We start from the raw sequence: 9328 nt of genomic DNA, 5'->3' as shown, positions 1-9328 counted from the left end.
GGCCGAGGCCGGTCGGAAGTCTCATGAAAAAGGCCGCATCCGAGCCATCGGATGCGGCCTTTTCTTTTGAACCGGGCCGGCCGCGCGAAGCGGATGCCGTCAGCCCTTGACGTCCTCGGCGTGAACCATCGAGCGGCGGGCCGTTTCGGGGATCATCAGCACCACCAGCAGGACGGCCACGGCCACGGCGGTCATGTAGATCGCCGGCGCGATCTTGTTGCCGGACTGCAGGATCAGCCAGGTGCCGAGGAACGGCGCCGAGCCGCCGAAGATCGTATAGGCGAGATTGTAGCTGATCGCCGAGGCGCTGAAGCGGGTACGGGTCGGGAAGAGCTCCAGCAGGGCGATGCCGACCGGGCCCCAGAACAGGCCGCAGGCCAGCGCCAACAGGCCCTGGCCGGCAATGGCGCTGGCGAGCGTGCCCTGGGCTGCCAGCTGATAGGCCGGGATCGCGGCAAGCGCCGAGGCGAGGAGACCGGCGATCAGAACCGGCTTGCGGCCGAGCCGATCGGACAGCGCGCCGCCGGCGATCATCGCCAGGAAGGCGACGAACAGGGCGACGCTGTTGGAGATCAGCGCGCTGTTGCTGTCGAGCTTCACGGTCGCGACGAGGTAGCTGACGAAATAGCCGGCAAGCGTATAGAAGCCGAGGCTCGAAAAGGCCGCGAGCGCGAACGAGAAGCCCATCGCCTTCTTCTGGTCGCGCACGGCATCGGCGATCGGCGAGGTGGTGACGCGGCGCGCCGCCTGGGTCGCAGCGAAGGCCGGCGATTCATCCACGCGGCGGCGGATATAGAGGCCGATCAGCGCCAGCGGTCCGCCGATGAGGAAGGGGATGCGCCAGCCCCAGGAGGCATAGGCCTCGCCTGTCATCGCATTGGTCAGGAACAGCACCAGCAGCGCCGCGACGATCGGCGGCAGATTGGCGAAGGAATAGGTGAAGGCGACATAGAGCCCGCGCCGCTCGGCCGGCGCATGCTCGGCGACGAAGGCATTCGAGCCGACCGTCTCGCCGGCGGCGGAGAGGCCCTGGATCAGCCGGCAGAGGACCAGCAGGACCGGCGCGAGGATGCCGACCTGCTGATAGGTGGGCAGAAGGCCGATGGCGATCGTGGCCGCGCCCATCATCAAGATGACGAAGGAGAGGACGCGGCGCCGGCCGATGCGGTCGCCGAGACTGCCGAACACGAAGCCGCCGAGCGGGCGCATGACGAAGCCGACGGCATAGACGGCAAAGGTCGAGAGCAGCGCCGCCGTCGGATCGGAATTCGGGAAGAACAGCTTGGCGATGATCGCCGCCGAATAGGCGTAGACGACGAAATCGTACCACTCGACGAACTGGCCGAGCGCCGCCGACGAGAGCACGCGGCGCAGGGCGCCGCGGTCCTGGGTTTCGGCCGCGGCTCCGGCCGCCACCATGCTCGCATTGGCATTCATCGCACATCCTCCAGACAGGGACCGGTTCAGAACCGGCGTTCTTGACAGTGTGGGAAGGCGGCCGTGACGGCCGCCGGATCGGGGCCCCGGATCAGCGCTTCTGCACCACCTGGTAACGGCGGTGTGCGAGGCAGGGCAGGATCTCGCGCACGGCCGCGATCCGCCCGGCCGACAACGGCGCGAGCGCGAGCCCGGCGCCGCCCGCGGCGGTGGCGGTGGCGATGCCGCTGGGATCGACGACCATGCTGAGGCCGACCGACATCGGCGCCGGCTGGCAGGAGGCGACGACATAGGCCGTGTTCTCGATCGCCCGCGCCTTCAGCAGCGTTTCCCAGTGCATTTCCTTCAGGGGGCCGACCACCCAGCCCGACGACACCAGGAGGACATCGGCGCCGCGATCGACCAGAAGCCGGGCCATCTCCGGAAAGCGGATGTCGTAGCAGTTGAGCAGGCCGAACCGGAAACCGGCGAGATCGAAGGTGGTCAGCTCGGCAAAATCGTCCAGGAGCGGCGCCCGCGCATTCTTGTCGGACTCGCGATAATGGAAGGCATCGTAGAGGTGCAGCTTCTCGTAGCGCCCGAGCGGCTTGGCCCCGGCATCGAAAGCGACCAGCGTGTTGCGGGCGAGCGGTCCGCCGCCATCGCTGTAGAGACCTGCCACCACGGCGATGCCGTGGCGCTCGGCGATGGCGCGGACGCCCGACTCGAACCTCGACCCGTCCCGGCGCGCCACCGCTGCGATCTCTTCGGCCGGTGCGCTGAAATCGTACATCGACGCCTCCGGAAAGACGACGAGAGCGGCGCCGCGGCGCGCGGCCTCGGCCGCGAGCTGCTCCATTCCGGCCAGATTGGCCGAGACGTCGGCAGTGCCGGCGAACTGGGCGGCGGCAACCACGGTCGCGGCTGAAGGAACGGGCTGAAGGTCGGCGCTCACAGGGCAATCTCCGGGAAGCTGGCCGGCGGAAGCGTGAGCCGCAGGACGCCCTCGGGCACGGCTCCGCCTCCCGCCGGACGAGCGGGTACGGACGAAGAGGACTTTGACAGCAGCATTCATCACATGTCTAAGATCAATCATGTCGATATTGATAACCATTGAGCATCAATGAGCCGCATTCCCGATCTCGGCCGGCTGCGCTGCTTCGTCGCCGTCGCCGATGCGCTCAGCTTTCGCGAGGCCGCGCAGCGCCTGAACATTGCCCAGCCCGCCGTCAGCCGCGCCGTGCAGCAGCTCGAGGCCGAACTCGGCTTCAAGCTGTTCGAACGGACGACCCGGCGGGTGACGCCGACGCCGGCCGGCCTCGCCCTGGCGCGCGATGCTGGCGAAGCCCTGAAGGCGCTGCAGCGCGCCGTGCGCCAGGCCGGCCAGATCGCCGCCGGCGATGCCGGCGAGCTGGTCATCGGCTATTCGGCGCAGGCGACGCACGGGCCGATGGCCGAGATCATCATCGGTTTCCGCAACGCCTATCCGAGCGCCGATGTCAGCCTCTATTCGCTGTCCTCGCAGGAGCAGTTGCCGGCCCTCGAGGCCGGCAGGATTGATCTCGGCTTCCTCCTGTCGGCGGCCTGCAAGCCGCCGCTCCGCCATGTCGTGGTGGCGCATGAACGCTTCGTCCTGCTGGTCTCGCGCCAGCACCCGCTGGCGCAGCGGACCTCGGTCGCACTGAGGGAGCTCAGCGCAACGCCTTTCGTGCTCGGCACGCCGAAACGCTGGCAGACCTTTCGCCAGCTCGTCGCCAGTGCCTGCCTCGCCGCCGGTTTCGTGCCTGTCGTCGCCGAGGAGGCGGACGACGTGCCGCTGCTGCTCCAGCTCGTCTCGCTCGCCCGCGGCGTGACGCTCTACGGTTCGGCCATCGTACCGATGCTGCAGCCCGACATTGTCGCCGTGCCGATCGACGACCGGCAGGCCGGTTTCGATCTCTCGATCGCCTGGCGCGCCGACCGGCAGACGCGCCTCGTCGGCGAGTTCGTCGCCTTCGCAAAGGGCATGACGACGACGCGCTGACCCGCGCGTCCTGCAGCAGGCCGGCGAAGTGGCGGGCCGCTACACGGCGCGGCCAGCGGCTCCGGCGCCATCAAGGCATGCCGCGACCGTCCTCAGCCCCTGTTTCAGCACCTCGATCGGTGGCCCGCCGAGGCTGAGACGGATGCCGCCCGCTCCCCCGAGCGGGTCGGTGAGCGGTGCATCCGGCGCCATCACCAGGACGCCGGCGGCAGCGGCCTGGCGCGCCAGGCGCTCGGCCGCCACCAGGGGCATCGGCAGCCAGACATGAAAGCCGCCGGCAGCGCGTAGGCTGCCCTCGGGCAGGAGGGTTTCGGCGAGCACCACGCGCCGCCTGGCCTCGGTGCGGATGGAGGCGGCGACGGAGGCCACCGTGCCGTCGGCAAGCCACTGCTCCATGATGAGGCCGGCGATCAGCGAGGCCATGGTGGTGCTCGCCTGCAGCCAGGCCAGGGCCGGCGCGGCCCACGCAGCGGGCACGCCGAGCGAGCCGATCCTGAGGCCCGGGCTCAGCGTCTTGGAGAGGCCGGCGACATGCAGCGTGCGCTCCGGCGCGAGCGCCGCCAGCGGCGGCAGGCCGGAGGCGCCGAGCGCGGCATAGACGTCATCCTCCACGATGGTCACGTCATGGGCGCGGCAGAGACGAACGATGTCCTGGCGCCGGCCGGCCCCCATCGTGGCGGTGGTCGGGTTGTGCAATGTCGGCGTCACGTAGAGCACGCGCCTTGCGCCGCCTGCCGGCCGCGCCAGCGCCGCTTCGAGCGCCGCGGGCGACAGCCCCTCGGCATCGATCGCCAGGCCCAAGAGGGACCGGCCGAGCTGGCGGGCGATCTGGATCGCGCCGGGATAGGTCACCACCTCGGTCAGGATCTCGCCGCCCGGCGGACAGGCCGCGCCGAGCGCCACCCACAGGGCGTGCTGGGCGCCATGGCAGATGAAGACCTGCTCGGCCGGCAGGTCCAGCCCCTGTCCCCTGAGCCAGCGCGCCATGGCCGCGCGGTGCTCGGACCGGCCGGCAGCCGGCGCATAGGCGCCGAAGGCGTCGGCGCCGAGCTGGCGCGCGATCTGCCCGAGCGCTGCCGCCAGCAGGCGATCGCTGAGCATTTGCGGCGGCACGTTGATGCTGAGATCGATGAGCGATGCCGGCCGCGCTGCAAGCGTCGCGACGAACATGCCGCGCCCGCGTACGCTCTGGACCAGACCGCGCCGCTCCAGCACCGCATAGGCCTTGGTGACCGTGCCGAGGCCAAGACCGAGCTGATAGGCGAGCTCGCGATGCGCCGGCAGCCGGACACCGGCCGGCAGGATGCCCTCGGCAATGTCCTCGGCAAGGGCCGCGACCAGCTTTTCGTGGGCCAGCCCGCCGACCGCGAGGCGAGGTGTCCAGGGAGATTGCAGTCGCATGGCGCACCTAAAGTGTCACGTGACGCTATTTTGCTTTTCGACAAAGTGTCACGTTTTTATGATGCAGCAAAGCTCCAGGCCAACCACACCCCGCCATGACGCCCGAACTCCTCATCGCCTTCGCGACCTATGCCTTCGTGACCTCGATCACGCCGGGGCCGAACAACACCATGCTGCTCGCCTCCGGAGCCAATTTCGGTTTCGGCCCGACGGTGCCGCACATTCTCGGCATCAGCCTCGGCTTCGCGGCGATGGTGCTGGCGGTAGGGCTCGGCGCCGGCGCCCTGTTCGCCGCCTTTCCGCTGGCCCACGACATTCTGCGCTATGGCGGCGCGCTCTATCTGACGGTGCTCGCCTGGCGGCTCGCCCGCTCCGGGGCCGGCGAGGCCGCGGTGGCCGGCGCCAGGCCCCTCACCTTCCTGGAGGCGGCCGCCTTCCAGTGGGTCAATCCCAAGGCCTGGATCATGGCCGTCGGCGCAGTCGCGACCTATACGCCGGAAGCGGGCTATCTCCTGAACGTGGTGATCGTCACCATCGTCTTCGCGCTCATCAATGGCCCCTGCGTCAGTCTCTGGGCCGGTTTCGGCACGGCGCTGCGCGGCGTCCTGTCGAATCCCCGGCACCTGCGCGTCTTCAATGTCGCCATGGCACTGCTGCTCATCGCCTCGCTCTATCCGATGTTGGCGTGAGGCGAATGGCGAGTAGCGAATAGCGAATGGCGAGTAGGGATGCCGCCCTCGCCCGGGCAGGCCATAGGGTGGACGCGTGTGGCATCATTCCCATTCCCTATTCGCCACTCACCTCATTCCGCCGCTTCGGGCGACGCCTGTTTCGGCGCGACGATGAAGCCGCCGGACTGGCGCCGCCAGAGCTCGGCATAGAGCCCGCCGCGCGCGAGCAGCGCCTCGTGGGTGCCTTCCTCGACGATCCGGCCCTGATCGAGCACGACGAGCCGATCCATGATCTGCAGCGTCGACAGGCGGTGGGCGATGGCGATGACGGTCTTGCCGTGCATCAGCTCGCCGAGATTGTCCTGGATCGCCGCCTCCACCTCGCTGTCGAGCGCGGCGGTCGCCTCGTCCAGAACCAGGATCGGCGCATCCTTCAGGATCACCCGGGCAATGGCGATGCGCTGGCGCTGGCCGCCCGACAGCTTGACGCCGCGCTCGCCGACGAAGGCGTCGTAGCCGCGCCGGCCGCTGCCATCCTCAAGCCTGGCGATGAACTCGGCCGCATGGGCCTGCCGCGCCGCCGCCTCGACCATCGCATCGGTGGCGTCGCGCCGGCCGTAAAGGATGTTGTCGCGGATCGAGCGATGCAGCAGCGAGGTATCCTGAGTCACCACCGAGATGGCGCCGCGCAGGCTCTCCTGGGTGATGCCGCGGATATTCTCGCCGTCGATGGTGATCGTGCCCGCTTCCGGATCGTGGAAGCGCAGCAGGAGGCTGACGAGGGTCGACTTGCCGGCGCCGGACCGGCCGACAAGGCCGATCTTCTCGCCGGGACGGATGGTCAGCGTCAGGTCGTCGATCACCGGCAGATCCTGCCGGCCGTAGCCGAAGCTGACCCGGTCGAAACGGATCTCGCCGCGGGCGAGCCGGAGCGGCCGTGCCCCGTCATTGTCCTGCATGGTCAGGGGCCGCGCGATCGACTGCATGCTCTCCTGCACCATGCCGACATTCTCGAAGATGCCCTGTACCTCGAAGGCGACCCAGCCCGACATCGAAATGATCTGCGAGACCAGCGGCAGCACCATCGCGACCGTCGCGATCTCCACGCGCCCGCCGAGCCAGAGCCAGACCGCGACCGCGCCGGTCACGGTGAGCAGCAGGGCATTGAGCACGGTCAGCAGGACGGTGAAGACTGTGTTCATCCGCTGCTGGGCGAAGAAGGCGTCGGTGAGGTCGACCATGCTGCCGCGGACGTAGGCGTCCTCGTCGCTCGACCTAGCGAAGAGCTTGACGGTAAGGATGTTGGTGTAGCTGTCCACCACCTTGCCGGTGACGGCGGAGCGTCGGGCGGAAGCCTCGCGCGACAGTTCGCGCTGCCGCGGGATGGTCAGCGTCAGCAGCGCGACATAACCGCCGAACCAGAGGACCAGCGGCACGGCGAGGCGCCAGTCCTGGACCAGCATCAGGCCGACCGCGCCGAGACCATAGAACAGGATGTGCAGCACCGAGCGGATCAACGCCATCAGCGTCTCACGCACGGACGGGCCGACCTGCATCACGCGGTTGGCGATGCGCCCAGCGAAATCGCTCTGGAAGAAGCCCAGCGACTGGCGCACGACGTGGAAATGGCTCTGCCAGCGGATCAGCGTGTTGAAGGCCGGAACGATCGTCTGGTTGGAGATCAGGCGATGCAGCAGCAGGACCGCAGGGCGGATCACCAGCACCACGGCCACCATGACGGCGAGGGCAGGTCCCGCGGAGGCGATGAGCTGTTCGCGCGGCGTCGCGGCCAGCAGGCCGACGAGCTCGCCGGTGAAATAGGGGATGGAGATGTCGACCAGCGCCATCACCAGACTGACCAGGAAGAAGGCGATGAAGGGACCTTTCGCCTGGCGCGCGAAATACCAATAGAAGGCCCACAGCCCGGCGGGCGGGTCTCCCGGAGGCGGCGCGGCGACGGGATCGATGCGGCTTTCGAAAAAGCGGAACATGAAAGGCCCAAAGGAAAAATGGTCGCGCCAGCGCATGATGCGCTGCGGATCGATCGCGACTCGGATGTACGAAAAGAGGATGGAGCGGGATTGTGTCTGAGTTCGGGTCGCAAGTCGACGCGGTCACGGCGCCTTGACCGCGGCCGGCGCAAGGCGGACCATCGGCCGGGCCCGGGGACAAGGCCATGACGATGACGCGACGCCAGGCGGTCGGCGGCATGGCCGCAGCAATGGCTGCGGCAGGCACGGGCCTGATCCGCGCGGTGCGGGCGGCGGACCGCCCCCCGGTCGTGTTCGTGCATGGCAATGGCGACCACGCCGCCCTCTGGCAGACGACGCTCTGGCGCTTCGAGAGCAATGGTTGGCCGCGCGACCGGCTCGTCGCCTTCAATTTCACCGATCCCCTGTCGCGCAATGACGACGCCGTGCCGATGGCAGGCCGGTCGGGCACCGAGGACCAGCTGCGGGAGCTCGCGGCCATCGTCGCGACGGTCCGGACCCGCACCGGCGCGCCGCGTATCGCCCTGGTCGGCAGCTCACGGGGCGGCTACGCGATCCGCAACCTTCTCGCCAGCCAGGGCAGCGAAGCGGTGAGCCATGCCGTCCTCTGCGGCACGCCCAATCACGGCGTGTTCGACTGGGACGGCAATCTCGGCAGCGAGTTCAACGGCCGCGGTCCCTTCCTGAAGTGGCTCAACGGCGGCGACGACGAGGTGGTGGCCGGCACCGCCTTCCTGACCTTGCGCAGCGAGGGCAACGACAAATATGCGCAGCCCGACGGCCGCCTGCTCGGCCGGCCGGGCACGCCGACCGGCGTCACCGCCGAAGGGCCGGCGCTCAAGGGCGCCACCAATATCGCGCTCGGCCCCCTCGACCATCGCGAGGTCGCCTTTCATCCGCGCGCCTTCCGCGAGATCTACAGGTTCGTCGCGGGCGAAGAACCGGCGAGCCTGGCGGTCGCCTCCGAACCGCAGGTGACGCTCGACGGGCTGGTCACCGGCAATGCCGGCGGCGTTCCGACCAACCGGCCGGTCGCCGGCGCGACCGTGACGCTCCACAGGGTCGACGCCGCCACCGGTGCGCGCCTCGGCGAGGCGCTCATGCAGCGGACCACCGGCGCCGACGGCCGCTGGGGCCCGGTGACCGTCGGCCCGGCCGATCATCTGGAATTCGTGCTGGCGGCGCCGGACCATCCGACCGCGCATATCTACCGATCGCCTTTCCCGCGCTCGTCCGATGTCGTCCATCTGCGGCCGGTGCGCCCCTTCGTCGAGGCGGATATCGCCGCCGGAGCCGTGGTGCTGATGACCCGCCCGCGCGGCTATTTCGGCCTGCCGCGCGACGTGGTGCTGATCGACGGCAAGGAGCCGGCAGACGTCGCGCGGGGCGTGCCGACCGATGCGACCGCCACCCTGAGGCTCGGCGCCGATCAGGTCGGCCGGCCGGTCGCCGGCCTGTTCAACGAGGAACGGATCGTCGCGCGGGCCTGGCCGGTCGCCGAGCGGCGCATCGCGATGATCGAGCTGACCTGGTGAGGCTTCAGCCGGCGGACGCGGCCGCGGCAAGCCCGCGGGCCCCGGCCGCGGCTTCGACCGGCGGCATGACCGCAAGGTCCAGCACGCGCACCTCGCCGAGACCGACGGGCCGGCGGTGCGCCACGACGACGAAGGTGGTCTCCGGCAGCTCCCTCCGCAGCCATTCCATCAGCTGCCGCTCGGCGGTCTCGTCGAGCGCGCTGACCGGCTCGTCGAGGAAGGCCCAGGCCGGCCGTTCGGCCGCCAGCCTGACGAGCGCAAGCCGCTGGCGCTCGCCGCCCGAGAGACCGG

At 69.5% G+C, this 9328-nt stretch carries 7 protein-coding genes and 1 pseudogene; 3 read left to right on the top strand and 5 right to left on the bottom strand.

The genetic code is table 11. The features are described from left to right. Positions 1-99: 99 nt before the first annotated feature. Entirely contained in the window at positions 100-1437 is a 1338-nt protein-coding gene (locus OZ671_RS31500; protein ID WP_268864361.1) for an MFS transporter, read from the bottom strand. 91 nt (positions 1438-1528) lie between these two features. After that, positions 1529-2371: a nitrilase-related carbon-nitrogen hydrolase gene (locus OZ671_RS31495; protein ID WP_268864360.1), complete on the bottom strand. Its 843-nt coding sequence runs from the start codon at positions 2369-2371 to the stop codon at positions 1529-1531. A 168-nt stretch (positions 2372-2539) separates the two neighbouring features. Here OZ671_RS31495 and OZ671_RS31490 point away from each other — a divergent pair, with 168 nt between their 5' ends. Then, on the top strand, positions 2540-3439 hold the full coding sequence (locus tag OZ671_RS31490) for a LysR family transcriptional regulator (RefSeq protein WP_268864359.1): 900 nt from the start codon (positions 2540-2542) through the stop codon (positions 3437-3439). Between the two features lie 39 nt (positions 3440-3478). Here OZ671_RS31490 and OZ671_RS31485 read toward each other — a convergent pair whose 3' ends face one another. Further along, entirely contained in the window at positions 3479-4840 is a 1362-nt protein-coding gene (locus OZ671_RS31485; RefSeq protein WP_268864358.1) for an aminotransferase-like domain-containing protein, read from the bottom strand. A gap of 95 nt (positions 4841-4935) precedes the next feature. On the opposite strand from OZ671_RS31485, the gene OZ671_RS31480 reads away from it, so the two are divergent. Beyond that, positions 4936-5529 (top strand): LysE family translocator, encoded by a 594-nt coding sequence (locus OZ671_RS31480; protein WP_268864357.1) that lies wholly within the window; start codon positions 4936-4938, stop codon positions 5527-5529. 113 nt (positions 5530-5642) lie between these two features. Here OZ671_RS31480 and OZ671_RS31475 read toward each other — a convergent pair whose 3' ends face one another. Further along, complete coding sequence (locus OZ671_RS31475; protein ID WP_268864356.1) at positions 5643-7502, bottom strand: ABC transporter ATP-binding protein; 1860 nt, start codon at positions 7500-7502, stop codon at positions 5643-5645. A gap of 185 nt (positions 7503-7687) precedes the next feature. Between OZ671_RS31475 and OZ671_RS31470 the strand changes: the two genes are divergently transcribed. Continuing rightward, positions 7688-9037 carry an alpha/beta fold hydrolase gene (locus OZ671_RS31470; protein WP_442957152.1) on the top strand — a complete coding sequence of 450 codons (1350 nt, stop codon included), beginning with the start codon at positions 7688-7690 and terminating at the stop codon, positions 9035-9037. 4 nt (positions 9038-9041) lie between these two features. Here OZ671_RS31470 and OZ671_RS31465 read toward each other — a convergent pair. Then, a pseudogene (locus OZ671_RS31465) lies at positions 9042-9328 on the bottom strand (ABC transporter ATP-binding protein/permease); the annotation flags it as partial.

It is taken from the genome of Phreatobacter sp. AB_2022a, from assembly GCF_026847585.1.
Taxonomy (GTDB): domain Bacteria; phylum Pseudomonadota; class Alphaproteobacteria; order Rhizobiales; family Phreatobacteraceae; genus Phreatobacter.
Note: the sequence above shows the minus strand (reverse complement) of the source record. Positions and strands in the feature narration are given on the sequence as shown.